Origin of the sequence: Streptosporangium sp. NBC_01639 (assembly GCF_045209755.1) — a bacterium.
Lineage (GTDB): Bacteria > Actinomycetota > Actinomycetes > Streptosporangiales > Streptosporangiaceae > Streptosporangium.
On record NZ_CP109272.1, the window covers coordinates 929,020 to 955,495 of the forward strand.

Here is a 26,476-nt window from a genome sequence, read left to right on the forward strand (position 1 = left end):
CCCGATGCGCGTTGACCTCGGATCGTACGCCCTCCGCCTCGGTCCGGCAGCCGTCCCCAGGCACCCCGACCTGCTCGGATGCCTGGGGAAACGTTCCGAGGAAGGCCCCGCCGCTGTGAACGGGGCCCTGCTGACGCCGGTGCCGCCGCCCGGGTGGAACGGATACCGGGCACATCGCCCCTGGCACCGTCCGTTGTGGCCGCTCAGTAGTAGAGGTAGAGGCTGTAGGTCTGGGTCGGGTGCCAGGTGCCGTCGATCTCACACTTCACATGGTCGGCGTTCCAGCCGCCATATTGGGTGATCATGCGTGCCTGACAGGCCGCCCACAGGTCGAAGCGGGCGACCCAGTGCCAGGACGCCGCCGAGGCGGCGGGGGAGGAGGCCAGCAGCATCCCGCCGACGGCCAGAGCGCAGAGGCCGGCTTTCAACGCTCTTTCGACTGTTTTCATATGCTTCTCCTTGCTGGGCCCGCCCCGCATGGATGGAGCGCCCAAATCATCTGATTACTTTCAGCGAAGATAATTCAACCCAGAGTGACAATTGGGATGCCGCGCCGGGCCGGGTCCGAACCGATCTCACCTGTCACGGCCAGGTCGCGCGGGCGGCGTTCCCGGGCGAAACATCCGGAAACCGGCCTTCGGGGATGATCGGACCGAATTTTGGCGATACGCCATGTCTGATTCCTGCAAGACCGAAAGAATCGGCCCTGACTACGTTGATCTGCATGGATACAGTTCCCGGCCAGATCTTCCAGCGAGGGCAGCATGGATATGACGACGAGCGGCTCGGGATCAACCGGGCGGCCGAGTCGCACCCCGCATACGTCTTCGGAGCCACCGGAGAGCAGGACGTGGCCGCCGCGGTGCGGCTTGCCGCCAAGCAGAAGCGGCCGGTCGCCGTGCTTGCCTCCGGGCACGGCCCTTCGGTCTCGGCCGACGACGCGGTACTGATCAGCACCCGCCGGATGGACACCGTCAGAGTCGACCCGGCCGCCCGCACCGCCTGGATCGAGGCCGGAGCCCGCTGGCGTCAGGTGCTCGAACACACCACTCCACATGGCCTGGCTCCGCTGAACGGCTCCAGTCCCGACGTCGGTGCCGTCGGATACCTGGTGGGCGGCGGCGCGGGACTGCTCGGGCGCCGCTTCGGCTTCGCCGCCGACCACGTACGGCGGCTGCGCGTCGTCACGGCCGACGGCCGCGTCCGCGATGTCTCACCCGACGGCGATCCCGACCTGTTCTGGGCGGTACGCGGCGGCAAGGACAATTTCGGCGTGGTCACGGGCATGGAGATCGACCTGTTCCCGGTGTCCCGCCTGTACGGAGGCGGCCTGTATTTCCCCGGCGAGGCCACCCCGGAGGTGATGCGGACCTACGCCGAATGGACGCGCCGGATACCCGAGGAAATGGCCTCCTCGGTGTTGCTGGCCCACAACCCCGACCTGGAAGACGTCCCCGAGCAGCTCCGCGGCAGATTTGTGGTCCACGTCCGGATCGCCTACAGCGGCGCCCCCGAGGACGGCGAAGAGCTGGTGCGGCCGCTGCGCGACCTCGGCCCACGCCTGTTGGACAGCGTGCGGGACATGCCGTACGCCGAGGTCGGCACCATTCATCACGAGCCCACATCCATGCCGTTCGTGGCCTACGACCGCAACATCCTGCTACGCCCGTTGGAGCGGGAGGGCGTGGACACGCTCGTCTCGCTCGCAGGTCCGCAGGCCCATGCGCCGTTCATCGCCGAGCTGCGGCACTTCCAAGGGGCCTACAGCCGGTCGCCGAAGGTCGCCAACTGCGTCGGAGGCCGTGATGCCGCCTTCTCCCTGTTCATCGGCACCGACCCCGCCGAGGAGAGCCGGCGGCGGCGTGACGAACTGTTCGCCCGCTTGCGCCCATGGAGCACGGGCGGCGTGAACCTGAACTTCATGGGTGTCGAAGAAATCGCCCTCGACCAGGTACGCCGCGCCTATACCCAGGCGGACTTCGACCGGCTGACGCAGATCAAAGCCGCCTACGACCCGGACAACATGTTCCGCCTCAACTTCAACATTCCACCGAGGAGCCTCTGAGGCGACGGCCCGCCTGAACCAGTCGGGCCTCGTCGACCAGGAGGTCTCCTACCGGCGCCGGTACCAGTAGGGCCCCGTGCCCGGGTGCGGAGCCCCCTCCCCTCATGGCTACGGGAGCCGGGCGGGCTCCTGGTCGCGGCGGAGCAGCGTCGCCTCGTCGATGGGGTCCTCGTGGGTGCCCGGCGCCGTGCAGGCGTGGGCACCGGCGATGCCGCCCAGCAGGACGGACTCGTCCAACGGGCGGCCCGTGAGGAGGCCGTACAGGACGCCGGAGACGAAGGCGTCACCGGCGCCGTTGCTGTCGATCACCGGGCCGGGCAGCGGCGCGGCCGGGACCTGCCGGAGCCCGTCGGCGTCGAGGACGTGGCAGCCCTCGGCGCCCGCCGTGCAGATCACGGTCGTGGCGCGGCCGCCGTCCAGGATGCCGCGCATGACCGCCTCGCGGCGGGAGCCGAGCGCGGCGCTGGACAGGAAGACCAGGTCGGAGGAGTGGGCGAAGTCCTTGTGGTAGTCGTTCTCCCCGTCCCAGTCGTGCAGGTCGGTGGAGATTGAGATGCCCTCCAGGCCCTCCAGGTCGGGGTAGACGTGCCGGGAGAAGTCGGTGAGCGACACGTGGACGTGCCGGGCCTCAGCCGCCGCGGTCAGGTAGAGCTCCCCGGGCAGCCGTTCCCCGGCGGCGGCACGCGGGTCGAACAGCGACAGCCGCCGACCGTCGGGGCCGACCAGCAGGACGCTGCGCCGGGTGCCCTGGGGGGCGAGCGCCCACCCGAACTCCACGCCCTTGGTCTCCAGGTGCTCCCGGATGAGCCGACCCTGCGGATCGTCGCCGATCAGGTCGACCAGCCGCACCCTGAGCCCGAGCGCGTGGCAGCCGAGCGCGACACCACTGCCGGTGTTGCCGATCCGGTCGATCATCGGAGGAACGGCGTAGGTGTCGGCGTACGGCAGTGGCAGCTCGGGCACATAGGCCGTGGTGTCCACTCCGGTGCCGCCGATGACGACGACGTCGTAACCGCTCTTCATCGGATCTCCTCGGGCGTGGCGGCCCCGGGCTTCAGCCGTGGGGGAGGTCAACGCTCCATGTTCCCAGCTTCCGCCGGGCTCCCCGCCCCGCGACGCACGACCAGCGGGCCGGAGCCCGCTTCGTGACGCACGCTCAGCGGTTGACCAGCGGTCCGGAGCCCGTTGAGCGGCGCACGACCAGCTCGGGCTGGAACATCAGCTCGATGTGCCTGCTCGGGATGCCGTTGATCTCCTCCAGGAGGGTCGCCACGGCGGCCGAGGCCATCGCGCCGATGGGTTTGCGCACGGTGGTCAGCGGCGGGTCGGTGAACGCGATCAACGGCGAGTCGTCATACCCCACCACCGACACCTCCCCCGGCACCGACAACCCCCGATCCCGGCAGGCCCGGATCGCACCCAACGCCATCAGATCCGACGCACACACGATCCCGGTACAACCACGCTCCAGCAACTGCGCCGCCGCCGCCTGCCCACCCTCCACCGAGAACAACGAGTGCGAGATCAACCCGTCCACCTCGGTCGCCCCCAGCAACTGCGCCATCGCCTGCCGATAACCCTCGATCTTACGGATCACCGGCACGAACCGGCGCGGCCCCACCGCCAGACCGATCCGCTCATGCCCCAGATCCACCAGATGCTGCACGGCCAGCCGCGCCGCCGCCCGATCGTCCGGAGAGATGAACGGCGCCTCGATCCGGTTGCTGTAGCCGTCCAGCAGGACGATCGGCAGCCCCCGGTCGGTCAGCCGGGCGTAACGGTCCATTTTGGCCGTGGTGTCGGCGTGCAGCCCGGAGACGAAGGCGATGCCGCTGACCCCGCGATCGATCAGCAGTTCGGTGAACTCGTCCTCGGGGGCACCGCCGGGGAGCTGGGTGCACAGCACGGGGGTGTAGCCGTGCTGGGTCAGCGCCTTCTCGATCGCCTGGGCGAACGCCGGGAAGATCGGGTTGTCCAGCTCCGGGGTGACCAGGCCGATCAGCCCGTGACTGCGCTGGCGCAACCGCTGCGGACGCTCGTACCCCATCAGGTCCAGCGCGGTCAGCACCGCCTGCCTGGTCCCCTGCGACACACCCGGCTTGCCGTTGAGCACCCGGCTGACCGTGGCCTCGCTGACCCCCGCCTGCGCGGCGATGTCGGCCAGCCGGGTCGCCGTGCCGTCGGGGCGGGGCCGGGGTGTGTGCGTGAGTTCACCGTCCATCAGATGTACCTCACCATGGGGCCGAACCGGGTGCAAGCCAAGCGGAGTTCAGCTCCCTGGACGCGAAATACGTTGCCGAAACTTTAGGCGAACCGTAACATCTCCGCCCGTCGTTACAGACGTTGACCCAGTTGTGGCCCGATGGCCTCTGACTTGAAACTTTCCTAATAGTCGGGAATAGCAAAGTAACCGGCAGATGAGCGATTTCTAACAACACCTATGGACACATGGGCAAGTAGCGCGATGTACTACCTCATCAATCCCAAGGCTGGATCCGGGCAACACGGTCCGGGAGGAACGAGCGCGCATGAGTACCGTCGTCCTCGACAATGTGAGCAAGGTCTACCCCGGCGGGTACCTCGCGGTTGATCGAATGAACCTGCGCGCCGAGAACGGGGAGTTCCTGGTGCTGCTGGGGCCCTCCGGCTGCGGCAAGTCCACGCTTCTCCGAATGATCGCGGGCCTGGAGGAGATAACCGCCGGGGATCTGTGGCTGGACGGCGACCTGGCCAACGATCTCCCGCCGCGCGACCGTGACGTCGCCATGGTCTTCCAGAACGGCGCGCTCTACCCGCACCGGACGGTGCGCGGCAACATGGCCTTCCCCCTGGAGATCGCCAAAGCCGATCCGGCGATGGTCCGGGAACGGGTGACGGAGCTGTCCAAGGCGCTGCACATCGACGACACCCTCGAGCGTCGCCCTGGAACGCTCTCCGGCGGCCAGCGCCAGCGCGTCGCGATGGGCAGGGCGATCGTCCGCCAGCCCTCGCTCTTCCTGATGGACGAGCCGCTGTCCAACCTCGACGCGGGCATGCGCACCGAACTCCGGATGGAGATCTCCTCGCTGGTCCGCTCGCTCGGCGTGACCACGGTCTACGTGACCCACGACCAGGTCGAGGCCCTGACGCTGGCCGACCGGATCGCCATCATGAACCGTGGCGTGCTGCAGGACGTCGGCACCCCCGCCCAGGTCTACAACGACCCGGCCACCGCCTTCACCGCCGCCTTCCTCAGCTCCCAGCAGATCAATCTGCTCGCGGCCACCGTCCGCACCCCGCAGAACCAGTTCATCCTGCTGGACTTCGGAGTGCACCAGATCACGATCCCCTGGACCGATCCCCGGGCCTACGCGATCTCCCAGCACGTCGGCCACCAGATCATCGTCGGCCTCCGTCCGGACTGCCTCGCCCCGGTCCCCGAGACGTTCGAGGGCCCCACCTTCCTCGGCCGGGTCCGGGCACTGGAGTACCACGGTCACGAGTGGCTCGCCTACGTCGAGAGCGGCATCCCCTCCGTGGTCGTCCCCGAGCCCCCCGATCCCCGCCGCAAGGCGCGCGACCTGGCCGCCTCCGCTCCGGGCAGCCGGGCCCGGGCGGTCCTGCGGCGCCTGCTGCCCGGCTCCGGGTTCGACTCCGAACCCGAACCCCAGCAGGCGCAGGAGCAGATCGCCGGCGGCACCCACCGCCGAGCCGACCTGATCGTCCGTCTCGGCGGCCGCCCCGTCTGGCGGTCCGGCGAACCTGCCCGGGTGGGCGTCGACGTCACGCGCCTGATGCTCTTCGCCATGGACGGTTCCCGCATCGACCCCCCGCACCGCTGACCCGCCCCCGTACCTGCACGGCAGGCCGTACCCGCGCGGCGCGGGATCAGCGGCCGATGATGGAGACGACCTCGACGATGCGGATGGCACGGTCCATCTCGGCCCGATGAAAAGACGACCCCTCGGTCCGGGCGAGGATGAGGTGCAGGTGCGTGTCCGGTATAGGAAGGCTCATCAGCCGGTAGCGGCCCGCGTCGAGGGTGGCGGGGCGCAGGGGCGTGAGATCGGCCGCCTTGACACCGGCGAGGCCGCCCGCTCCGTCGAGCGAGGACGGGGCCTGCCAGCTGCGGTGGACGAGTTCACCGGTTCCGGAGTCCACGGTGACCGCCCATTCGGCGCTCACCAGGTCGGGCACGGCGTCCACCAGGGTGGCGAAGGCCCTGCCCGGATCGGTCGCGACGTGCTTCAGCAGATCGTAGTCCGGAGCACTGCCCGGGATCTCCCGGGTGGGCCAGACGGCCTCGACCCGCATTCCGGGGACGGCCGAAAGCCGTTCCCGGACGGTGTCGGCGTCGACCGTACCGGGCCAGGAGACGGTGAAGTCGTCCACGGCCCGGCCTGTCTGCCGTTCCAGGACCGTGACCTGGAGAATGTCGGCTCCCAGCGTGCCGAGCACCCGGGCCACCTGGCCCAGCGCACCCGGGCGGTCGGGAAAGGACACCCGTAGCCGCACCATCATTTCGATCACCTCTCTCTGGACATCAGGGTGTCCTAGACAGGTTTCACGGATGTTCCCGGAATATGTCAAAAATAATGCCTGCTGTCCTGAAATGTCAGACCGGCCGGCCTCCAGCGGAAAACCTCAGCGGACGACCTTCGGACCCGAGCCCGTCGAGCCCCGGACGATGAACTCCGGTTGGAAGATGAGCTCGGACTGCTGTGCGGGCGCACCCGAGACGGCTTCCAGCAGGGTGTGCACCGCGGCGGTCACCATCGACTGCACGGGCTGGCGCACGGTGGTCAGCGGCGGGTCGGTGAACGCGATCAAGGGCGAGTCGTCATACCCCACCACCGACACCTCCCCCGGCACCGACAACCCCCGATCCCGGCAGGCCCGGATCGCACCCAACGCCATCAGATCCGACGCACACACGATCCCGGTACAACCACGCTCCAGCAACTGCGCCGCCGCCGCCTGCCCACCCTCCACCGAGAACAACGAGTGCGAGATCAACCCGTCCACCTCGGTCGCCCCCAGCAACTGCGCCATCGCCTGCCGATAACCCTCGATCTTACGGATCACCGGCACGAACCGGCGCGGCCCCACCGCCAGACCGATCCGCTCATGCCCCAGATCCACCAGATGCTGCACGGCCAGCCGCGCCGCCGCCCGATCGTCCGGAGAGATGAACGGCGCCGGGACGTCGTCCGCGTGCCCGTTGAGCAGGACGATCGGCACGCCCTGCCCGATGAGCTGGGTGTAGCGGTCGGAGCGCGCGGTGGTGTCGGCGTGCAGCCCGGAGACGAAGATGATGCCGCTGACCCCCCGCTCCACGAGGAGCTCGGTGAACTCGTCCTCCACCGCGCCGCCGGGGAGCTGGGTGCACAGCAGCGGGGTGTAGCCGTGCTGGGTCAGGGTCTTCTCGAAGGCCTGGGCGAACGCCGGGAAGATCGGGTTGTCCAGCTCCGGGGTGACCAGGCCGATCAGCCCGTGGCTGCGCTGGCGCAACCGCTGCGGACGCTCGTACCCCATCAGGTCCAGCGCGACCAGGACGGCCTGCCGGGTGGCGGCGGAGACACCCGGCTTGCCGTTGAGCACCCGGCTGACCGTGGCCTCGCTGACCCCCGCCTGCGCGGCGATGTCGGCCAGCCGGGCCACGCCGTTCCCTGTCGGGCCGCCGTTATACGGCATCGCGTTCCCACCAGACGGCGGAGTCGGGTGCGAGCCGTACCACGGCACCGTCGACGGCCGGCTCGGCGCTGGCCAGCAGGACCCGGCCGGGGAGGGGCAGTTCGACCGGCTCGCCGGTCAGGTTGACCGTGCAGGCGAACTCCTCGCCCCGGTTGAAGACCAACGTCCCCTCGGGTGAGTCCAGCCAGGTCAGCGGCGCGTCACCGAAGGCCCGGCGGGCCTTCCTGATCTCCAGCGCCGCCCGGTAGAGGCGCAGTGTGGAGTGCGGGTCGCGCAGCTGGGACTGGACGCTGAGCGGCCCCCAGGAGGCGGGCATGGGCAGCCACGACTCCTCGATGCCCGGCAGGCTGAAGCCGAAGTGCGGCTCGACGTCGGCCCACGGGATGGGGACCCGGCAGCCGTCGCGGCCGTCGTCGGGGTTGCGCAGCCGCTGCGGGTCGCGCTGGAGCTCCTCCGGCAGGTCGAGGACCTCCGGCAGGCCCAGCTCCTCGCCCTGGTAGACGTAGGTCGAGCCGGGCAGGGAGAGCATCAGCAGGGCGGCCGCGCGCGAGCGGCGCAGGCCGGTCTCGCCGCCGCCGTAGCGGGTGAGATGCCGCTTGACGTCGTGGTTGGACAGCACCCAGGTGCTGGGCGCGCCGACCAGTGCGGCCGTGGCCAGCGACTCGGTGATCACCGCGCGGAACCTGGCCGCGTCCCACGGGGTGGTGAGGAAGTGGAAGTTGAACGCCTGGTGCAGCTCGTCCGGGCGGACGTAGTCGGCCAGCCGCTGCGGGGACGGCGCCCACGCCTCGGCGACGCCGATCCGCTCACCCGGGTAGGAGTCGAGCAGCCTGCGCCAGGCGCGGTGGATCTCGTGCACGCCGTCCTGGTCGAAGAACGGGACCACGTCGGAGCCGATCATCCTGACCTGGTCGGGGTGGCCGACGTCGGGCAGGCCCTCGGCCTTGACCATGCCGTGGGCGACGTCGACGCGGAAGCCGTCCGCTCCCAAGTCGAGCCAGAACCGCAGGACCGACGCGAACTCCTCGTGGACCTCGGGGTTCTCCCAGTTCAGGTCGGGCTGCTCGGGGGCGAACAGGCGGAGGTACCACTCACCGTCGGGCAGCCGGGTCCAGGCGGGACCGCCGAAGACCGACTCCCAGTCGTTGGGGGGCAGCTCCCCGTTCTCCCCCTTGCCCTGGCGGAAGATGTAGCGCTCCCGCTCGGGACTGCCCGGCCCGGCGGCCACGGCCTGCTGGAACCACATGTGCCTGTCGGAGGTGTGGTTGGGCACGACGTCAAAGATCACCCGCAGGCCGTGCCGGTGCGCGTCGTCGATCAGCGCCCTGGCGTCGGCCAGCGATCCGAAGATCGGATCCACGTCCCGGTAGTCCGCCACGTCATACCCGAAGTCGGCCATCGGCGAGGTGTAGAAAGGGGTCAGCCAGATGGCGTCGACCCCCAGGTCGGCCAGGTACCTCAGTCGGCTCCGCACACCCAGCAGGTCACCGATGCCGTCGCCGTTGCCGTCGGCGAAGCTGCGCACGTAGACCTGGTAGATCACCGCGTCACGCCACCATCGGGTGGCGGTCTCGCTGGCGTGGCCCGCCTGGATGAGCTCGGTCATATTGGTCCCCCGATCAAGTGACATATCAGGACGTGATAGTACGGTGATGTCACGACTTGGTGGCGCCTGCGGTAAGCCCGGCGACCAGATGCCGCTGCACGAGCAGGAAGACGATCGAGGCCGGCACCGCGATCAGCACGGCCGAGGCGGTCAGCAGCCCCCAGTCGGACCAGTGCTGGCCGACGAACTGCTGCAGGCCGACACCGAGGGTGCGCTTCTCCTCCTGCGACATGAAGACCGAGGCGTAGGCGACCTCACCCCAGGCGGTCATGAAGGAGTAGAAGGCGGTGACGGCCAGGCTCGGCCGGGCCAGCGGCAGGATGACCCGCCAGAACGTACCGAACGGGGTCAGACCATCGACCATTCCCGCCTCGTCGATCTCCCTCGGGATGGAGTCGAAGTAGCTCTTCATCATCCACGCGCAGAACGGCACCGAGACCGTCATGTAGGCGATGACCAGGCCGGGAATCTGGTTGAGCAGGCCGAGCCCGGCCATCAGGTTGTAGAGCGGGACGATCAGGATGGCCACCGGGAACATCTGGGTGATCAGCAGCATCCACATGACCCCCCGGTGCCCCGGGAAGCGGAACCTGCTGATCGCGTATCCGGTGGTGGAGGCCAGGAACACGCCGAGGATCGTGGTGAGCCCGGCGGCGATCACCGAGTTGAGCAGCCAGGTCGGGAACTGCGTCTCGGTCAGCACCCGGGTGTAGTTGTCCAGCGACGGCTGGTTGAACAGCTCCAGCTCGGTGGAGAGCCAGCCGTCACGCGGTTTGAGCGAGGTCAGGATCAGCCACACGATGGGGAAGATCGAGACCAGCGACGCGGCGACGAGGGTGGCGTGCAGCAGGATCGACCTGCCGACGCCGCGCTCGTTGCGCCCCCGCGCGCGTCCGGTGGAACCTGCGGTGGTCGAGCTCACCAGACCTCCCCCTGCCTGCGCAGCGCGCGACGGTAGACCAGGGCCAGCACGACGAGCAGCAGCAGGATGATCACTCCCCAGGCGGCGGAGCCCGAGTAGTTGCGGATGCTGGTGAAGGCCTCGCGGTAGGCGTAGGTGACCAGGATCTCGGTGGAGCTGCCCGGTCCTCCCCGGGTGATCAGGAAGATCACCGGGAACATGTTGAACGTCCAGATCGTGCCCAGCAGGACGACGGTGCTCGACACCGTACGCAGGCCGGGGACGGTGATGTGGCGGAACCGCTGCCACGGTGTCGCGCCGTCCATCTCGGCCGCCTCGTAGAGCTCGCCGGGGATCGACTGGAGGCCGCCGAGGACGGCGACCATCATGAACGGCACACCCATCCAGACGTTGACCGCGATCACCGCGATCTTCGCCGTGGTCGGGTCGTCGAGCCAGCCGACCGCCCCGAACCCGGCCGCCTTCAGCATCGCGTTGATGACGCCGTAGTCGCTGTTGTAGAGGTAACGCCAGATGAACGCGGCCACGAACCCGGGGATCGCCCAGGGCAGGATCAGCAGCAGCCGGTAGGTGGAACGGAACCTCAGCTTGCGGTTGAGCAGCATGGCCAGACCGAGGCCGAGGCCGTAGTGGAGGCCGACGCACGCGACGGTCCAGACGACCGTCCAGATCAGCTTCTCCCAGAACAGGCCGCTGCCCAGAATCGAGACGTAGTTCTCGAGCCCGACGAACTCATAGGTCGAGGGGATGACGTTGACACCGATCGTCCGGCCCATGGTGGCCTCGGTGGCGTCGGTGAGGGACAGGTAGACCCCCCGGGCCAGCGGCCAGCCGATCAGCAGGCCGGTGACCAGGACCACCGGGGCGACCATGACCCAGGCGTACCAGTACCGGGCCATCGCCCGGCGGGCGGTGCCGGCCTTCTCACGGCGGCCCGGGCCGCGGACGCCGGTGGCGTCCGCGGCCCGGTCGCTGGTCGTGCCGTTCACACGTCCAGTCGAGAGCGCCACTGGTCAGCTCCAGTCCTTGAAGATGCCGTGGTAGTCGCTGTCGACCTTCTTGAGCATGTCCTCGGGGGTCGTCTTGCCGCCCACGATCGCCTGGTAGCCCTCAAGCAGCGGCTGGAAGAGCTGGCCGCCCTCGGGGATCCACGGCCGCGCGACCGCCGTGTCGATGATCGGCTTGAAGGTGGCGACGTCCTTGTTGCCCTGGACGTCGGGGTTGTCGTAGGCGGAGGTGCGGGTCGGCAGGAGGCTGATCTCCTTGGCGACCTTGGCCTGGGCCTCGGCGGTGCTCATGAAGCGGACGAACTCGTAGGAGGCGTCCAGGTTCTTGGAACCGGCGTAGATGGCCAGGTTCCAGCCGCCTGTGGGGGCACCGGCCTTGGCGGAGCCCGCGGGGACGGGGGCGATGCCGAGGTTGGCCTTGTCCTTGAACTCCTTGCCCTGGTAGACCTCCGACAGCGCCCAGGGGCCGTTGTAGATCATCGCTGCCTTGCCGTCCTTGAGGGCGGTCATGGCGTTGGCGTAGCTGTCCTGGGTGGCGGGCTTGGGTGCGGCGCCGGAGGTGATCAGGTCGGCGACCGTCGCCATGGCCTTCACGTTGGCCGGGGAGTTCACGACGATCTTCTTGTTCTGGACGTCGAGGAGGTCCCCGCCCTCGCCGTACATGAACGGCAGCAGGAAGTAGGAGTCGACGTTGAGCGCGAGACCGTTGACGCCCGTCTTGGACTTGACGTCGAGCGCGACCTTCTTGAGCTCCTCCACCGTGGTGGGAGCCTTGTCGTAGCCGGCCTTCTCCAGAAGCTTCTTGTTGTAGAGCAGCGCCAGGGTGTCGGTGACCTGCGGCACGGCATAGGCCTTGCCGTTGTACTTGGTGCTGCTCAGCGGGCTGGGCATGAAGTCGGACTCGTTCTCCACGGCGCGCGTGCCGTCCAGCGGCTGGAGGTAGCCGAGGGAGGCGAACTGCGCGGTCCAGGCCACCTCGGAGCGGATCACGTCCGGCGCCCCGGTGCCGGCCTGAGCGGCGGTCTGGAACTGGCCCTGCGCCTGGTCCGAGGGGACGTTGACATACTTGACCTTGATATTGGGGTACTTCGCCGCGAATTCCTTGATGAGCGCCTGGAACGTCGGGCCCTCACTGTCCGGCCGGACGGTGTCCCACCAGGTGATCTCGCCGCTGACCTTCGACGGATCGGCCGCGGCCGACTGGGCGGGCGCCGCCGCCGGATCATCGGTACCGCCACCGCAGGCGGAGACCGCCAGGGCGAGGGCGGCGACGATCGTCGCAGCCGAGAAGGCTCGCCGCATCATTTCTCCTCATAGCTCAGGGGACCGGCCATGACTGGGGGAGCCGACGGCCGGGGTTGGAGTACGCCGGACGTTACGCTGACGTGAACTTCATTGGAAGAAGTTTCTGCAAGTCTCTGCAAAGTTGTTACAAACTCCCCCAAAGGCGCAAGCGGCGACAACCTCCTCCACATCTCTCCCTTGTGGGATAAGCGCACGTCAGACGACATATCCGCCCTCCCGGAGGTCCGGATCTCCACGGCCGCACCCCCGCTGCCTCCACTGAAATCATCACGATTCAGAAAGTTGCCGTAAGAGATTGCATCGATCATGTCCACGGAGTGGCTTCCGGGCAACACCCTCGAAACAACGCAGCGGGGGTCCCCGGCGTGCTCGGTGTCCTGTCCCGCGAGGATCGGACGCCCGCTCCCGGCGGATCGTCAGAGGCTGGTCACACCTGCGCCGGCCCGGTCTCCTCGGGAGGAGCCGGGCCAATGGATGACCGTGCCGACGTGCTCGACGTCATCGTGGTCGGCGCGGCCCCTCCCGTGCCTGCGATTCCTATCCGGGGTTCAGGTCGGTCGTTCTGACCGAGAAGACGACCCGCTCCTCCTCGCCTTCGGTAAGTCCCCACAGCTCACCGGTGGCGTACCACAGCGACAGATCCTCCGGTCGGTAGGCCCAACTCGTCTGGGAGTCGATCGTCCATGCTGAGGCCTCGCCGCTGACCTCGACCGTCGCGACGCGCCGCCGGGGGTTCGGACCGGGGTGCGAACCGGCTGACATGTTGAGGTAGAGGCGGTCGCCGTCGGCCTGCACTCCCTGCACGTCGCTGATGGCGTCCGCCGGGCTCGCCGGAACGGTGGACACCCATGCCTGCACAGGTGCCGCGATGAGTTGGTAATCACCGGCCTGGCCAGGCTGGAAGCGATAGCGGATCAGCTTGGTGCCGGCCGACGAAGAGGAAGAACCGTCGGAGCGCTTGTATGTGCCCACCACCAAGCTCGCGCCTCCCGCGCTGTTACGGTCCAGGGACACGTAGTCGAGGAGAATGGGGGCGATGTAATGTCGCACCTCCGGCATCACATAGCGGTAGTCACCGCCTCCGCCGTCCTTCTTCCGGTAAATCTTGCGGGTGTCGAACACCCGGATGGTGTGCTTGGTCGAGTCGGGTCCTGAATAGCCGTTCCAATTGGAGCTGGACGTCATGAAGAGGTAAGGCCCATACCAGGCCAGGCCGCCACCGTGCCCGTATACGCGTCTCAATTTCCCGCTCGCGTCCACCCACACGGGTAGCACCTTGCGATAACGGCGCTCGTCCAGGTCGACCACCGAAAAGATCACCGAGTTGGTGCGGTAGTCCGGCGTGTTGGGATCGGGAGAGTTCTGCCAGGTCCAGCTGGTGATCAGGGCCCGGCGATCGCTGCCGATGGGCGTGCCGTCGAGCTGGGCCTCACCCGAGGTGGCCAGGCCCTGCGGCACCCAAGGTGAGTGTGGGACGTCTTGTTTGTCGCCCTGTGCCTGGGCGTCCCAGCAGAACCAGGAGCCGACCGGTAGCGTCGGGAGATACGCCGCCCGCCGTGCGCAGTCGGCGTCCTCGCTTCCCGGCAGCGCCGTGCGGTCCGCTCCGCTGAGCACTCCACCGATACCCACCTGCTCGAACTCCGCAGCGAGTGGCACGGTGTACGGATCCGTCCCCGCGCGCAGACCGAGACCGGTGAGGGCCAGCGGCTTGAGGGGTGCCGCCGCCGTTGTCGCGGCGTTCTCGCCCGCGACCGATATCGCCGGGGTGGCTGGGATCGATGTCATACCCAGTCCCACGACGGAAGCCAACGCGATTACCATCCACCGCTTCGCCACAGTAAGCCCTTCGTTCACTGCTCGCTTCGGGCACCAGGTATGGATGTGCAGGGAGTTGTGATTTTAGAAGGACGGGACTTGGCGGACAAGGTCGATTATCGGCAACTCCGGTCACTCGATGCGAAGCGGAATCAGAGTGAGGCCGGCCGATCGTTTCGGAATGAGGTCCGCGGATGCGGGACGGCGACGGTTCCGAATCGGCAGATCTGCGATGGAATACCGGATCGGCGGAGTCGCATATTCAACTACCGCCGGTTCACGGTGCTTCGGAGCTCTCTTGTTACTTTGTGTGGTCGTGGACAGGCCTGGTCGGATGGCCCGAGCAGGGAATTGACGTGTCCGTGGCAGGGGTCCTCTAGCATCTGCCGATGACTGTGGACAGGAATGATCAGCGCCTTCCGACTGCGGATGAGGAAGCGCGCTTCTGGGGGCTGCTCGAGGCGGCGTGGGCACCGTTGGACGACGAGATCAACCAGACCCGGCGAGCATTGGCAAGCCGCGTTCCGGACGAGAAGGACGACTTCTCGCTCCTCTCGGTCATTGACGATGCCTTCGAGGAGTTCCTGCGCAACCTCACGGAGCAGAGCCGAGGGCTGTCGGCGGCCGAACTGACCGAGCTTGATCGAGTGCTGGAGCGGAAGCTCTACGACATCGACCGCGCAGACATCCAAGCGGTAACCGATGGCTCAGACGACGGCTTTTTGTATGCCCGGGGCTTCATCGTCGCGCTGGGCCCTGACTACTACGCCGCAGTGGTTCGCGATCCTCAGATGGCCGTGCTCGACGCGGACTGCGAAGGAATGTGTTATTTCTTCGCACGACTGCACCACGAACGGTTCGGAGGCTATCCGGAAACCGGTGCGGGGATCACCCGCGAATCGTGTTCGAACCCCACCGGCTGGTCCTTCTGACTCACCCGTCTGCGCTGGGATGAGCGCACGCGTGCTTACCTGGAACGGCGGATCAGCGAAGGCACGACCCACCGCAAAGCCATCCGCTGCCTCAAACGCCGTGTCGCCCGCGAGGTCCATGACCTGCTCCGGCTACGACCTGTGGTTTCCAACGCCACAGCGGGATGACCGCTTGACGGACATAGGGCGTCCGAGCCCTCTCCTGTTGCACCGTCTGCAGGCATGTCGAGCACGCCGACGTGGACGCCGTAACATGCATCAAGGCCAGGGGCAGACGGCCGAGCCGGTCGTCTCATGGTGCGGAGACTCGGAATTGCCCAGGTCGGTCAACGTCAAGCACCCGTTCCACGGCTTCCACTGCGGCACCGGTCTGGTCCCTTAGGTATCCGGGCGTTCACCGAGGCGGGCCTGGAGTTGGCCTACCGGCACCTCCTGGCCGGATAGGGCCCACCGGACGGCGGCCGGACCACCGGCTCAACGGCCCGTGCCCATCGCCGGGGATCGCGGCGGCGGGGGCGGGCCGTCAGGAGGTGACCAGCCTTGCCAGGCCCGGGTAGTCGACGACGAATCCGTCGTCGTCGAGGACGAGGTCGGCGCCGAAGCCCTCGCATTCGTAGCGCACGACGTTGGGACGGACGTGGGTGTAGCGCTGCGGATGGTGGATCAGGCGCAGGGAGGGGACCTGGACCCAGGCCATGGCGAGGTCCACGTGCCCGCCGGTCCGGTGAAGGCCGTGGCGGAGGACCGGCATGGTGTTCGTCAGCGGCGAGAACCCGAGATCGCAGTCGAGCGCGTCGTTCAGGACGTTCACGTCCCCGCCCGGCGGCGGCCCGTCGAGGTGTCCCTCCTCCTTGGTCTCGCACGACCAGCAGCCCTGGGCGGAGCGGCGCAGGTCGAGGGCCCGGGACCAGCCCGCACCGTGGGCCCGTACGGTGAGCAGTTCGGTGATGTGCCCGGGGAGGGTACGCAGGGTGTATTCCAGTCGATAGGGCAGCGGATCCGTACCGATCGCCACGCCCACGGCCGTCATCTCCCGCGCGAAGTCGACCTCCGCGTATTCGGCGCCTCCGTCCTTCATCCACACGAGCCCGCGCATCGCCCTCTCCCTTCGCCTGCCCTTTCCCGCCATCCGTGAGATGACCTGGCGGCACGGGCGTACCCCGGCAGGTGGCCGTGAACCACCACGCCGGTCCCCCGGAGGTGACCGGCGTCTCGACTGTGGGCCGGACCGGCCGCGAATGCCCGGGGCACCGGCGGGGTGACCGGTCCGGCTACGGTGTCCCGGGTGCAGGCGATAATCGCGGCGTTCACCCCGATCTGGATCATCGGCGCCCTCGGCTGGCTGTCCGCCCGTTTCGGCTTGGCGAGCGGGCACCTCCAGCGGGCGCTCACCGAGTTCGCGTTCACCGTCGCGATGCCGGCCGTACTGTTCACCACGCTCAGCCGTACCCCGCTCGGCCAGATCCAGCCACGCCCGTTGCTCGCCTTCGCGATCAGCACCTTCGCCGTCGGGCTGCCGGCGCTCGCGCTGCTCCGCGGCAAGTTACCCGACCGGGTGATCGGCGCCATGTCGTCGGCCTACGTCAACTCCGGCAACCTCGGCATCCCCGTCGGCCTGTACGTCCTGCACGACGCGACGTTCGTGGTGTCGGTCATGGTCTTCCAGATCCTGGTGGTCTCCCCACTGATCTTCATCGGACTCGGGGCCGAACGCTCGTCCCTGCTGGCCCCGCTGCGAACGCCGATCGTGGTGGCCTCGGTCCTCGGACTGGGCATGTCCGCCCTCGGCCTGCACCTGCCCGACGCCGTGTCGAGCCCCCTGGAGATCCTCGGCGGCGCCGCGGTTCCCCTGGCCCTCTTCTCGCTGGGCATGTCCCTGAACGGTTCGGCGGTCTCCTGGCGCGAAACCGGCCCGGTGGTGGCGCTCAAGCTGCTCCTCCAACCGCTGGTGGCCTTCCTGGCGGGACGTTTCCTCCTGCACCTCGACGGTCCCGCGCTCTTCGCGGCCGTCCTGTTCGCGGGCCTTCCCACCGCGCAGAACACCTACGTCTACGCCGCCGAGTACGGCCGGCCCACCGGACTTCCCCGCGACGCCATCCTTCTGTCCACCTTCGGATCCATGGTCACCCTCTCCCTCATCGCCTTCCTGGGAGCCGGCTGACCCCCCGGGAAGAGTCCGAGAACCGAGGCCAGGAGTCGCCCTTCCCCCGCCGGGGTGTGATCCGGTTCGAGCGCGTAGCGCAGGGCCGTCGTTCCGTTCCGGAGCCCTTCGGACCGGGTGCGGGATCGCATCCGGGGCGCCGGCCGCGAGGCGGTCGATCGGCTCCGTACGAGTGTCGGGTCCACCTCGCGACACGGGTCCGGTGTGCGGCCTCCGGGCCGCCCATCGGGCGTATGAGCTTCACGGGAGCGTGACAGACCGTCAGGATGGACCTGTGAAGCACACAGCCGTACGTCTGGGAACGTTCCTGCTGGCCGGAGCGGCGGTGGCGGCGGTGCTCCTGGCCCTACTGGTCCCGTTCTCCTCATCGGACTCGGACATCTCCCTGGGAGAGCAGAGCGTAAGCGTCAAGCGGCTGAGCGAGCGCGACCATGTGCTCACGGTCACCTCCGCCGCCCTCGGCCGCGAGGGGACGGTCAGGGTTCTGCTGCCCGAGGGCTGGCGGCCGGGCTCGGGACCGTGGCCGGTGCTGTACCTGCTGAACGCCTGCTGCCAGTCCGACTACGACGCGTGGGCCACCCGGGGGGAGGCCGCCGGGCTCACCTCGCGCTATCCGGCGATCGTGGTCATGCCGGAGGGCGGCGAGGTCGGCTTCTACTCCGACTGGCGGGAGGGGCCCGACTGGGAGACCTTCCACCTCGGCGAGGTCCGCCGGATCCTGGAACGCGACTACGGCGCCGGGGACCGGCGGGCGGTGGCCGGGGCGTCCATGGGAGGGTTCGGCGCGATGTCCTACGCCGCCCGCCATCCGGGCATGTTCCAGGCCGCCGCCTCCTTCTCCGGCGTGCTGCACACCCGCGACGGCAACGGCGGCGTCGACTGGCTGCTCGACCGGAGCGGGGAGGACGCGCGGAAGCTCTGGGGTGACCCCCGGGACCCCCAGTGGGCCGCGCACAACCCGGCCGACCTGACCGGGAGGCTGCGCGGGGTGCGGCTCTTCGTCTCCAGCGGGGACGGGTCTCCCGGCCCGTTGGACTCCCCCGCCTCCGCCATGGACGGGAGTGAGGCGTCCTTGCTGCGGCAGGCCGTCACGTTCGCCGAGCGGGCCAGGTCGGACGGCATCGAGGTGACGGCCGACTTCTACGGGCCCGGCACGCACAGCTGGCCGTACTGGCGGCGCGGCCTGGAACGCGCGCTCCCCATGCTCATGGACTCCATCGGAGTAACGATGTAGCCATCCGTCGCGCTCCGTTACCATGAAGTGGCATTTAGTCACTTAAGGTTATCTAAGCAATGGTTGGTCCCCGGCGGTTCTGGTTATGAGACGCAGTAACCAACCGATCCTGGAACACGGGGGAGCACGATGACGAACTTCGACCAGATCAAGGGCAAGGTCAAGGAGACCGCCGGCGAGGCGGCCGACAACGACAGCCTGGCCAACAAGGGCCGGGCGGACCGGGCCAAGGGTAAGGCGAAGGAAGGGGCGGACAAGGCCAAGGACCGGGCCAAGAAGGCCGCCGGCGAGAAGCACGGCCGCTTCGCCGAGTAGGGATCGCTTCCGGACAACGGGCGCCGTGGGCGGCACTGAGTGCCGCCCACGGCGCCCGTCATGTTGGGGCTCCACCTCGCGCAGAAAGTTAAGGTGGGCGACTCTGGTCGTTCAGCTCAGGCACCCCTGTCCGGCCACCCTCGTGGCTAGCGTTCGTCAAACACCCCAGTTCAGGGGCGTTTGCCGTATGTCATGAGGAGCCACCTTGCGAGTCCTGGCCGTTGTCCCCGCCCGCGGAGGTTCTGTGGGTGTTCCGCTGAAGAACCTGGCCGCGGTGGGCGGCACCCCCCTGGTCGCCCGTGCGGTGAAGACCTGCGTGCGTTCCGAACTGATCGACGAGGTGGTGGTCAGCACCGACCACGCGGAGATCGCCGCGGTGGCCCGCGAGGCCGGGGCGACCGTGGTCGACCGTCCCGGCGAACTGAGCGGCGCCACCGCCTCCAGCGAGTCCGCCGTGCTGCACGTACTCGACCACCTGCCCGAGACTCCCGACGTCGTCGTCCTGGTGCAGTGCACCAGCGCGTTCATCGACCCCACCGACCTGGACATCGCCATCGCCAAGGTCCTCGACGGCACCGCCGACGTGGTGTTCTCCGGGCTGGAGACGCACGAGTTCCTGTGGGACGCCGCCGGCGCGGGCGTCAACCACGATCCGTCCTTCCGCCTGCGCCGCCAGGAGCGCGAGCCGCACTTCCGCGAGACCGGCGCGTTCTACGTGATGCGCACCGAGGGCCTGCGCGAGCACGGTCACCGCTTCTTCGGCGCGGTCGCCGTGCAGGAGGTGCCGTCCCGGCACGCCATCGAGGTCGACACCCCCGAGGACCTGGAGATCGTCCGGGCGCTGGCCCCCTTCGTGGACCGGCCCGAGCCGATCGACGTGGACGCCGTGATCACCGACTTCGACGGGGTGCACACCGACGACCGCGCCTACGTCGACCAGGACGGCCACGAGATGGTCGCGGTCAGCCGTTCCGACGGCATGGGCGTCGCGCTGCTGCGCAGGTCCGGGGTCAAACTGATGATCATGTCCACCGAGCACAACCCGGTGGTCACGGCCCGCGCCCGCAAGCTCGGCGTACCGGTCCTGCAGGGCCTGACCGACAAGCGGACCGTGCTGCGCGACTGGCTGGCCATCGAGGGGCTGGACCCGGCGCGCGTCGCCTACATCGGCAACGACGTCAACGACCTGGGCCCGATGAGCGAGGTCGGCTGGCCCGTCACGGTCCCCGACGCCCATCCCCGGGTCCGCGCCGCCGCCCGGACCGTGCTCACCAGGCCCGGCGGGGCGGGAGCCGTACGGGAGCTGTGCGACCGGGTCCTCGCGGCCCGCCCGGAGGTCGAGACGGCCGCCGCGCCCGCGCCCCGCACCGAGCTGCGGCTCACCCCGGTCGCCAAGCCGGTCCAGATCGGCGACGCGCTGATCGGCGCCGGACAGCCGGTCTACGTGATCGGCGAGATCGGCATCAACCACAACGGCGACCTGGACATCGCGCGCAGGCTCATCGACGTGGCGGCGGAGGCGGGCTGCCAGGCGGTCAAGTTCCAGAAGCGCACCCCGGAGATCTGCGTGCCGCTGGAACAGCGCGACCAGATCCGGCAGACGCCGTGGGGCGAGATGACCTACCTGGAATACAAGATCAGGACGGAGTTCGGCCTGGCCGAGTACACCGAGATCGCCGCCTACTGCCGGGAGCGGGGCCTGCACTGGTTCGCCTCGCCGTGGGACGTGCCGTCGGTGGAGTTCCTGGAGTCCATGGACGTGGTCACCCACAAGATCGCCTCAGCCGGCGTGACCGACCTGGAGCTGCTCCGCGCGCTCGCCGCCACCGGCAAGCCGCTCATCCTGTCCACCGGGATGTCCACGCTGGAGGAGATCGACCGGGCGGTGGAGGTGCTCGGCACCTCCAAGCTGGTGCTGATGCACGCCACCTCCACCTACCCGCTTCCCCCGGAGGAGGCCAACCTCCGCACGATCCTCACCCTCCAGGAGCGGTACGGCGTGCCCGTCGGCTACTCCGGCCATGAGCGCGGGCTGCAGATCTCGCTCGCCGCGGTGACGCTGGGTGCGGTGACCGTGGAACGGCACATCACGCTGGACCGCACCATGTGGGGCTCCGACCACGCCGCCTCGCTGGAGCCGTCCGGCCTGGAGCACCTGGTCCGCGACATCCGCGTCATCGAGACCGCGCTCGGTGACGGTGTCAAGCGAGTCTTCCCCGGCGAGGAGGCGCCCAAGTCCCGCCTGCGCCGGGTCACCGTATAGAAGGCGACGCTGGCGCGTCGCGGCTCGGGGGCTGGTAACCGGTGACTTCCCTCGTCACTCATCCGCGTGTTCGATGGCGACGCTGGCGCGTCGCGGCTCGGGGGCTGGTAACCGGTGACTTCCCTCGTCACTCATCCGCTTCGCTCCTTCGTTCCTCAGTCCAGTTCACCGGCGCCCCCTCGCGGGCTCCTTCGTTCCTCAGTCCAGTTCACCGGCGCCCCCTCGCGGTAGAAGGCGACGCCGGCGGGTCGGGGGTCCGCTCGTGGGGAGCGGTTTTGATGGGAAGGGAAACTTGATCAAACTGTCCGTCGTCGTCCCGGTGCGGGACGCCGAGCTCTACATATCGGACGCGCTCACCTCGCTCGTCAGAAACGCGCACCGGGACTTCGAGTTCATCGTGGTCGACGACGGGTCGGCGGACGCGACCGGGCAGATCATCGAGGACTTCCGGGCCGACCTGCCCGGCCTGGTCGTCCTGCGCAACGAGACGCCGGCCGGGCTGGCGGACGCCCGCAACCTCGGGACGTCGCTGGCTTCGGGCCGCTACCTGACCTTCATGGACGGTGACGACTGGCTCGCGCCGGGCTATCTCGCCGGTCTGGTGGAGGCGGTCGAACGACTCGGCTGCGACTTCGTCCGGGTGGACCACGTCCAGGTGGAGGGGCGCAGACGGGTGATCCACCGCGCCCCCCTGGCCACCAGAGAGGTGGTGCTGAAGCCGCGCGACCACATCCTGCCCGCCGGGGTCAGGACCATGGTCGACTACCCCTATGCGTGGGCCGGGATCTACCGGCGCGACCTCGGTGACCTGCTGACCTTCCCCGGGCACCTGCACACCGCCGAGGACCGGCCGTGGATCTGGCGGCTGCACCGGCAGGCCGGCTCGTTCGCGGTGGTCTCCCTGGCCGGGATCTTCTACCGGCGGATGGTGTCCGGCTCGCTGACCCGGATCGGCGACGCCAGGCAGTTGCACTTCTTCGACGCCTTCGACCTGGTCCTGGCGGACCTGGAGGAGGAGTTCGCGCCCAAGGCCGTACGCACCTTCTGCGCGCTGCTGGCCCACCACCTGGAGCTGGCCGACCGCTTCTCCCCCGAACTGCGCGCCCGCTTCGAGCAGCGCGGCGCCGACGCCCTGCGGCGACTGCCGGACAGCCTGCTCGCCGAGACCCGGCTGGACCCGGAACGCGACCAGATCCTGCGGAGACTGTTGGAGACCCGATGACACGGCTGTTCTACGCCTCTACGCTGTTCGGCGCGATGACGCTGGCGACGGCGATCGGCGACGGCCGCTTCGGTCCGCGCGAGGACCGCCGCATCCTGCTGGTCTCCAACAACGCGGCCATCCCGGAGATCACCCCCTCCCTGGACGAGGCCCCCGGCTTCGCCGCGCTGCGCCCGCTCTTCGACGAGGTCCGGTCGTGGAACGACATCGTGGCCCCGCTGCACCCGTCGGACTGGAGGGCCCGGATCGTCGAGGTCCCGATGCTGGGCCGCCTGCTGCGCTCCCATCTCTCCCTTGACGACGGCCTCGACGAACTTGTTCTGGAGTCCATCGCGGTCCCCCCGTCGCGGACCCTGGCAGGCCTGGTCAGGGACTGCCCGATCACGGTCTACTCGGACGGCCTGATGAGCTACGGCCCCACCCGCGACCCGCTCCCGGCGGAGATCTCGGGCCGGATCACCCGCCTGCTCCACCTCGATCTCGTGCCGGGGCTGTCACCCTTGCTGCTCTCGGAGTACGGCGTGCCCGCCGAGCCCCTCCCCGACCGGGCCTTCATCGACGTGATCGAGCGGAGCGACGCCGGGCGGGGCATGGACGGCCTGCCGGTGGGTGCGCCGATGATCCTCGGCCAGTACCTGTCCGCGCTGGACCTCGTCACCCCCGAGGAGGAGGCCGGGCTGCACGCGGCCATGCTGCGCGGCCTGGTCGCCCGGGGAGCCCGCACCGTGCTGTTCAAGCCCCACCCGGCCGGTGGGCGGCGGCACGCCCAGCGGCTCCGCGAGACGGCCGGCGAGCTGGGTGTGGAGTTGGCGGTCGTGGCGGAGACCGTGTCCGCGGAGTCGTGCTTCGCCGCGCTGCGACCCGCTCTCGTGGTGGGCTGCTTCTCCACCGCCCTGGTCACCGCCGGGCGGCACTTCGGCCTGGCGGTCGCCACGATGGGCGGGGAACTGGTCCTGGAGCGGCTCTCGCCGTACGAGAACAGCAACCGGATCCCCGCCACCGTCGTCGACGCCCTGTTCCCCCGGTTGTCTGCCGACGGGTCGCTGGAGGAGCCGCCCCCGGTGAACCTGCCGGCCCTGGTCGAAGCGGTCGGCTACTGCATGCGGAGCGAGGCGTATCCCGGCCTGCGTGAGGTCGCGGCCACCTATCTGGACGCCCACGGACCAGCCCGTTACTTCAAACACCGGCGCCTGGCCGCCCTGGGGCTGCGCCCCGCGGCCGCCGTCCAGGAACCCGGAACGCTGGGAAAACTCCGCCGCCGACTGGCGCGAGCACTACCCCAAAACACCCATAACTAGACATATATCCCCTTGGGCTGGGAATACCGTCCCTCAACCGTTCCGGGTACGGAGCGGAGCAGTACGGCAGGGGGAGACCGCCGATGACCTTGCGCGCACAGAGCACCCTGGTCGCGGCGCTGGTGACCGGCGTGATCGCGATCCTGGGCTGGTTCGCGCTGCTCGCGGCGGACCAGCACCAGGCGATCCACGACGTGCGCGCCAACGCCGCGTCACTGGCACGGCACAACGTGTTGAACATCACGGAAGGCGGGCTGCTCACTCCGGTGATCCCCGCCGACGGCGGAGTCGTGCAGCTGGTGGCCGGCAACGGGCGGGTGCTCTCCTCCTCCCCGCCGGCGGAGGGCCGGATGCCGCTCACGACGGCCCGGCCGATCTCGGACGAGCTGCGCTGGGACGGGACGGTCATCCGGAACGGGCAGCGGCTGGTCACCGTGGGTTTCACCGCTCCGGGCGGGACGGTCTACGTGGCCCTGCCCGAACCCGGCCTGTTCCACCAGCCGACCCACGTCGCGCTGCTGGGCGGGGCCGCGCTGCTGTGCGTGGGCCTGGTCAGTCTGGCCACCTGGGTGGCGCTGTCGGGGGCGCTCGCCCCCGTGCACAGGATGCGCGCGAAGCTGAACGAGATCACCGCCACCGACCTGGGCAAGCGGGTGCCGGAGCCGGAGCAGCCGGTGGAATTCAGGGCGCTGGCCAAGACCATCAACGAGACGCTGGAGCGGCTGGAGAAGGCGGTCGGTCAGCAGCAGCGGTTCGCCGCCGACGTCTCGCACGAGCTGCGCAGCCCCATCACCGCCCTGCGCACCCAGCTCGACCTGGCACTGAGCGATCCTGCCATCGATGTATCCGCGACCCTCGCGGGGCTGGACAGCGCGGTCGACCGGCTCCAGTTCCTGGTGGAGGACCTGCTGGCGGTGATCCGTCTGGACGCGGGGATGCCGCACGACGTCGAGCCGGTCGACCTGGGCGAACTGGTCGGCGCCGAACTGGTCCGCCGCCCCGACACGGTCGGCCACGACCTGCTGCGGGGAGCGCTGGTCGCGGGCAACCGGGTGCAGCTGGCGCGGTTGCTGACCAACCTGGTCGACAACGCCGTACGGCATGCCGAACGCGAGGTCATGGTGAGCGTTTACCCCGACGCCAGGAAGGGCCAGGCGGTGCTGGAGGTGGTCGACGACGGCAGGGGCGTCCCTCCTGCCGACCGCGAGCGGGTGTTCCAGCGGTTCGTCCGCCTGGCCGACAGCCGCGAGCGCGACGCCCACGGCAGCGGCCTGGGTCTGGCCATCGCCCGGGAGATCGCCGAAGTGCACGGCGGCACCCTGCGGATCGCCGACTGCGAGCGCGGCGCGAGGTTCGTCCTACGGCTGCCGCTCGCCGGAGAAGCGGCCGGCCGGCCACCCGGGACGGACGCGGAGAAGGAGACGTCGGACGACCGGGGCGGGACCGGACTCCCGGCCGACGCCCCTCAGCCGAACACCCTCAGGTAGCGGGTCATCCGGCGCTTGGCCCGGTAACCGGCGCGCAGCACGTTGGGCGGGACCTCGACACGCAGGCGGGCACGGCGCCGGGCGGCTGTGTGCTGCGGGCCGTCGAGCAGGGACCGGGCGGGGGCCAGCCGTCCCGCGCGGACCCGGGCGACCAGGGTGACCATCTGCGACATCCAGTCGCTCTCCCCCCGCCGGTGGAAGTAGTTGGCCTGGCACCAGGCCTCCTCCGGGGTGCGGAAACGCCCCTCGGACAGGTCGTCCAGGGTGCCGAGCAGGCCGCTGCCCTCGAAGACCAGGTTGATCATCTCTGCGCCGACCCCGAAGTCCGACAGCACCAGCAGGGGCACGGACTGGGCGATCGCCTCCAGCGCGGCGGTCGAACTGACCGTGACGAATCCGGCCGCGTGGGCCAGGTGTTCGCGCATGGGCCCCACGGCGAAACGCACGGCGTCGGGACGGACCCGGCCGCCGTCGGCCAGTGACCGCCACAGCCGCTGATAGTGGTGACGCTCGTTGTGGGTCTGCCGTTCGGTGTCCAGTGCCCGGAGCTTGACCACCACGTCGAGGTCCGGCCGCCGCTCGGCCAGCGCGGCCAGGGAGAGCAGGATCCGCTCGCGCTCCTCCCTGCGCCTGGGCACCTTGGCCTGGGTGGCGAACACCACCCGGTTGCGCGGGCCGGTGACGGGGATCTCCTCGCCGCCGTTCAGGAACGGCAGCCGGGTCAGGCCCACCGCCCCACCGCCGCCCAGCTCACGGCCGAGTGCCGAGAACTCCGCGACCTCCCGCTCGCTGTGCAGGACGAACAGGTCGCACCCGCTGCGGAACAGCCACGCCTTCTCGGTCGCCGGGATGGAGATCCCGGGCAGCCCGGAGACGAACACCGGCCGCGGTGCCAGGCCGGAGAGCACCTCGCTCACCAGGATGTCCACCACGGGCCCGGTGCAGGCGACCAGCACCACGTCGGGTCGTAGCCGCTCGGCCGCCCGGCGCAGCCCCCGGGCCGACAGCACGGGGGGATCGGCGGCCACACCGGCGACGGCCGCGCGGATCTGGGCAGGGGAGGGCGTGATGGGAGTACGGATCACCGTCAGCTCCGCCGTACAGCTCGAAGGGAGATCTTCCAGCAGGTGGGCGGCCCACTTCAGATAGGAATCCGAATCGGCCACGGCCA

Annotated in this window: 22 protein-coding genes; 10 read left to right on the forward strand and 12 right to left on the reverse strand. The window is 69.3% G+C overall.

What is annotated here, in order from left to right; all coding sequences use genetic code 11:
• Window positions 1-203 precede the first annotated feature (203 nt).
• Window positions 204-449: a hypothetical protein gene (locus tag OHA77_RS04135; RefSeq protein WP_406316228.1), complete on the reverse strand. Its 246-nt coding sequence runs from the start codon at window positions 447-449 to the stop codon at window positions 204-206.
• A 275-nt stretch (window positions 450-724) separates the two neighbouring features.
• Here OHA77_RS04135 and OHA77_RS04140 point away from each other — a divergent pair, with 275 nt between their 5' ends.
• The gene (locus OHA77_RS04140; RefSeq protein ID WP_406316229.1) at window positions 725-2,065 is read left to right on the forward strand and encodes an FAD-binding oxidoreductase; all 1,341 of its coding nucleotides are present in this window, start codon (window positions 725-727) and stop codon (window positions 2,063-2,065) included.
• 108 nt (window positions 2,066-2,173) lie between these two features.
• Here OHA77_RS04140 and OHA77_RS04145 read toward each other — a convergent pair whose 3' ends face one another.
• Both OHA77_RS04145 and OHA77_RS04150 read right to left on the reverse strand, forming a co-directional pair.
• On the reverse strand, window positions 2,174-3,088 hold the full coding sequence (locus tag OHA77_RS04145; protein ID WP_406316230.1) for a carbohydrate kinase family protein: 915 nt from the start codon (window positions 3,086-3,088) through the stop codon (window positions 2,174-2,176).
• 133 nt (window positions 3,089-3,221) lie between these two features.
• Window positions 3,222-4,286 carry a LacI family DNA-binding transcriptional regulator gene (locus OHA77_RS04150; protein WP_406316231.1) on the reverse strand — a complete coding sequence of 355 codons (1,065 nt, stop codon included), beginning with the start codon at window positions 4,284-4,286 and terminating at the stop codon, window positions 3,222-3,224.
• A 307-nt stretch (window positions 4,287-4,593) separates the two neighbouring features.
• Between OHA77_RS04150 and OHA77_RS04155 the strand changes: the two genes are divergently transcribed.
• Window positions 4,594-5,886 carry an ABC transporter ATP-binding protein gene (locus OHA77_RS04155; protein WP_406316233.1) on the forward strand — a complete coding sequence of 431 codons (1,293 nt, stop codon included), beginning with the start codon at window positions 4,594-4,596 and terminating at the stop codon, window positions 5,884-5,886.
• 46 nt (window positions 5,887-5,932) lie between these two features.
• Here OHA77_RS04155 and OHA77_RS04160 read toward each other — a convergent pair whose 3' ends face one another.
• The 7 genes from OHA77_RS04160 to OHA77_RS04190 all read right to left on the reverse strand — a co-directional run bounded on the left by OHA77_RS04160 (window position 5,933) and on the right by OHA77_RS04190 (window position 14,363).
• Window positions 5,933-6,565 carry an amino acid-binding protein gene (locus tag OHA77_RS04160; protein WP_406316234.1) on the reverse strand — a complete coding sequence of 211 codons (633 nt, stop codon included), beginning with the start codon at window positions 6,563-6,565 and terminating at the stop codon, window positions 5,933-5,935.
• A 123-nt stretch (window positions 6,566-6,688) separates the two neighbouring features.
• A complete protein-coding gene (locus OHA77_RS04165) occupies window positions 6,689-7,738 on the reverse strand; it encodes a LacI family DNA-binding transcriptional regulator (RefSeq protein ID WP_406316236.1) in 1,050 nt (349 codons plus the stop codon).
• Window positions 7,728-9,344, reverse strand: a complete 1,617-nt coding sequence (locus OHA77_RS04170; RefSeq protein WP_406316237.1) for a glycoside hydrolase family 13 protein — start codon at window positions 9,342-9,344, stop codon at window positions 7,728-7,730. Before OHA77_RS04170 ends, OHA77_RS04165 begins: the two co-directional genes overlap by 11 nt.
• Window positions 9,345-9,393: 49 nt before the next feature.
• The gene (locus OHA77_RS04175; RefSeq protein WP_406316238.1) at window positions 9,394-10,266 is read right to left on the reverse strand and encodes a sugar ABC transporter permease; all 873 of its coding nucleotides are present in this window, start codon (window positions 10,264-10,266) and stop codon (window positions 9,394-9,396) included.
• Window positions 10,263-11,255 (reverse strand): carbohydrate ABC transporter permease, encoded by a 993-nt coding sequence (locus tag OHA77_RS04180; RefSeq protein WP_406316240.1) that lies wholly within the window; start codon window positions 11,253-11,255, stop codon window positions 10,263-10,265. Before OHA77_RS04180 ends, OHA77_RS04175 begins: the two co-directional genes overlap by 4 nt.
• A gap of 24 nt (window positions 11,256-11,279) precedes the next feature.
• Window positions 11,280-12,575: an extracellular solute-binding protein gene (locus OHA77_RS04185; protein ID WP_326821972.1), complete on the reverse strand. Its 1,296-nt coding sequence runs from the start codon at window positions 12,573-12,575 to the stop codon at window positions 11,280-11,282.
• Between the two features lie 540 nt (window positions 12,576-13,115).
• On the reverse strand, window positions 13,116-14,363 hold the full coding sequence (locus OHA77_RS04190) for a hypothetical protein (RefSeq protein ID WP_406316242.1): 1,248 nt from the start codon (window positions 14,361-14,363) through the stop codon (window positions 13,116-13,118).
• 419 nt (window positions 14,364-14,782) lie between these two features.
• Between OHA77_RS04190 and OHA77_RS04195 the strand changes: the two genes are divergently transcribed.
• The gene (locus OHA77_RS04195) at window positions 14,783-15,325 is read left to right on the forward strand and encodes a DUF4240 domain-containing protein (protein ID WP_406316244.1); all 543 of its coding nucleotides are present in this window, start codon (window positions 14,783-14,785) and stop codon (window positions 15,323-15,325) included.
• 523 nt (window positions 15,326-15,848) lie between these two features.
• Here the strand turns inward: OHA77_RS04195 and OHA77_RS04200 are convergent.
• Window positions 15,849-16,421 carry a putative glycolipid-binding domain-containing protein gene (locus OHA77_RS04200; protein ID WP_406316246.1) on the reverse strand — a complete coding sequence of 191 codons (573 nt, stop codon included), beginning with the start codon at window positions 16,419-16,421 and terminating at the stop codon, window positions 15,849-15,851.
• Window positions 16,422-16,610: 189 nt separating this feature from the next.
• On the opposite strand from OHA77_RS04200, the gene OHA77_RS04205 reads away from it, so the two are divergent.
• The 7 genes from OHA77_RS04205 (at window position 16,611) to OHA77_RS04235 (ending at window position 25,305) form a co-directional block, all read left to right on the forward strand.
• Entirely contained in the window at window positions 16,611-17,486 is an 876-nt protein-coding gene (locus OHA77_RS04205; protein WP_406316248.1) for an AEC family transporter, read from the forward strand.
• A gap of 274 nt (window positions 17,487-17,760) precedes the next feature.
• Window positions 17,761-18,720 carry an alpha/beta hydrolase gene (locus OHA77_RS04210; protein WP_406316249.1) on the forward strand — a complete coding sequence of 320 codons (960 nt, stop codon included), beginning with the start codon at window positions 17,761-17,763 and terminating at the stop codon, window positions 18,718-18,720.
• 129 nt (window positions 18,721-18,849) lie between these two features.
• The gene (locus tag OHA77_RS04215) at window positions 18,850-19,035 is read left to right on the forward strand and encodes a CsbD family protein (protein WP_326821966.1); all 186 of its coding nucleotides are present in this window, start codon (window positions 18,850-18,852) and stop codon (window positions 19,033-19,035) included.
• A 244-nt stretch (window positions 19,036-19,279) separates the two neighbouring features.
• A complete protein-coding gene (locus OHA77_RS04220; protein WP_406316250.1) occupies window positions 19,280-21,298 on the forward strand; it encodes an N-acetylneuraminate synthase family protein in 2,019 nt (672 codons plus the stop codon).
• Window positions 21,299-21,590: 292 nt separating this feature from the next.
• Window positions 21,591-22,520 carry a glycosyltransferase family 2 protein gene (locus OHA77_RS04225; protein ID WP_406316251.1) on the forward strand — a complete coding sequence of 310 codons (930 nt, stop codon included), beginning with the start codon at window positions 21,591-21,593 and terminating at the stop codon, window positions 22,518-22,520.
• Entirely contained in the window at window positions 22,517-23,818 is a 1,302-nt protein-coding gene (locus OHA77_RS04230; protein WP_406316252.1) for a polysialyltransferase family glycosyltransferase, read from the forward strand. Before OHA77_RS04225 ends, OHA77_RS04230 begins: the two co-directional genes overlap by 4 nt.
• An 83-nt stretch (window positions 23,819-23,901) precedes the next feature.
• Window positions 23,902-25,305 carry an ATP-binding protein gene (locus OHA77_RS04235; protein ID WP_406316254.1) on the forward strand — a complete coding sequence of 468 codons (1,404 nt, stop codon included), beginning with the start codon at window positions 23,902-23,904 and terminating at the stop codon, window positions 25,303-25,305.
• Here OHA77_RS04235 and OHA77_RS04240 read toward each other — a convergent pair.
• The gene (locus tag OHA77_RS04240; protein WP_406316255.1) at window positions 25,284-26,471 is read right to left on the reverse strand and encodes a DUF6716 putative glycosyltransferase; all 1,188 of its coding nucleotides are present in this window, start codon (window positions 26,469-26,471) and stop codon (window positions 25,284-25,286) included. The genes OHA77_RS04235 and OHA77_RS04240 overlap by 22 nt on opposite strands.
• Window positions 26,472-26,476 lie beyond the last annotated feature (5 nt).

Excerpts from the sequence above, each read along its gene's own strand:
- OHA77_RS04135 (WP_406316228.1), bottom strand. The coding sequence starts at position 449 with ATGAAAACAGTCGAAAGAGCGTTGAAAGCCGGCCTCTGCGCTCTGGCC.
- OHA77_RS04140 (WP_406316229.1), top strand. The coding sequence starts at position 725 with ATGGATACAGTTCCCGGCCAGATCTTCCAGCGAGGGCAGCATGGATAT.
- OHA77_RS04145 (WP_406316230.1), bottom strand. The coding sequence starts at position 3,088 with ATGAAGAGCGGTTACGACGTCGTCGTCATCGGCGGCACCGGAGTGGAC.
- OHA77_RS04150 (WP_406316231.1), bottom strand. The coding sequence starts at position 4,286 with ATGGACGGTGAACTCACGCACACACCCCGGCCCCGCCCCGACGGCACG.
- OHA77_RS04155 (WP_406316233.1), top strand. The coding sequence starts at position 4,594 with ATGAGTACCGTCGTCCTCGACAATGTGAGCAAGGTCTACCCCGGCGGG.
- OHA77_RS04160 (WP_406316234.1), bottom strand. The coding sequence starts at position 6,565 with ATGATGGTGCGGCTACGGGTGTCCTTTCCCGACCGCCCGGGTGCGCTG.
- OHA77_RS04165 (WP_406316236.1), bottom strand. The coding sequence starts at position 7,738 with ATGCCGTATAACGGCGGCCCGACAGGGAACGGCGTGGCCCGGCTGGCC.
- OHA77_RS04170 (WP_406316237.1), bottom strand. The coding sequence starts at position 9,344 with ATGACCGAGCTCATCCAGGCGGGCCACGCCAGCGAGACCGCCACCCGA.
- OHA77_RS04185 (WP_326821972.1), bottom strand. The coding sequence starts at position 12,575 with ATGCGGCGAGCCTTCTCGGCTGCGACGATCGTCGCCGCCCTCGCCCTG.
- OHA77_RS04190 (WP_406316242.1), bottom strand. The coding sequence starts at position 14,363 with ATGACATCGATCCCAGCCACCCCGGCGATATCGGTCGCGGGCGAGAAC.
- OHA77_RS04195 (WP_406316244.1), top strand. The coding sequence starts at position 14,783 with ATGACTGTGGACAGGAATGATCAGCGCCTTCCGACTGCGGATGAGGAA.
- OHA77_RS04200 (WP_406316246.1), bottom strand. The coding sequence starts at position 16,421 with ATGCGCGGGCTCGTGTGGATGAAGGACGGAGGCGCCGAATACGCGGAG.
- OHA77_RS04215 (WP_326821966.1), top strand. The coding sequence starts at position 18,850 with ATGACGAACTTCGACCAGATCAAGGGCAAGGTCAAGGAGACCGCCGGC.
- OHA77_RS04230 (WP_406316252.1), top strand. The coding sequence starts at position 22,517 with ATGACACGGCTGTTCTACGCCTCTACGCTGTTCGGCGCGATGACGCTG.
- OHA77_RS04235 (WP_406316254.1), top strand. The coding sequence starts at position 23,902 with ATGACCTTGCGCGCACAGAGCACCCTGGTCGCGGCGCTGGTGACCGGC.